The 487-nt window shown below is 56.5% G+C and carries 1 pseudogene; it reads left to right on the top strand.

Features of this window, described 5'->3' with window-relative positions:
- Positions 1–487, top strand: a pseudogene (locus IV91_RS18465) (IS1634 family transposase); the annotation flags it as partial.

Here is a 487-nt window from a genome sequence, read left to right on the forward strand (position 1 = left end):
CCAGGGCATCAGCATTGAAACTGCGGGGGGTGATCCTTTGCGCATCCAGAAAGAGATCAGCGAGGACGGCAAAGAAGTTCGTTTATATTGTCACTCCCTGGGCCGCGAGAAGAAAGAAAGCGCCATGGTCGAGCGCTTTGCCACGGGCTTTGAGGCCGGGTTGAAAAAGATCGTCGAGGGGCTTGCCAAGCCGCGTGGCGAAAAGCGTTATGGCAAGTTGTTGGAGCGCATTGGTCGCCTCAAGGAGAAGAGCCGGGGAGCCGGCCAGCATTACCAAGTCGAACTTATCGCGGATGAATCTGGCAAGTTGGTCACGGGTCTGGCATGGAAAAAGGTGCCGGTGGATGGCACGATGGCGACGCATCCCGGCATCTATTGCCTGCGCAGCAACGAGACCACTTGGGACGAAGAAAAACTGTGGCGTACCTATACGATGCTGACGGATCTGGAGAGCGTATTCCGCAGCCTGAAGAGCGAGTTGGGTTTG

This window comes from Ferrovum myxofaciens (assembly GCF_000735045.1).
GTDB classification, from domain to species: Bacteria; Pseudomonadota; Gammaproteobacteria; order Burkholderiales; family Ferrovaceae; genus Ferrovum; species Ferrovum myxofaciens.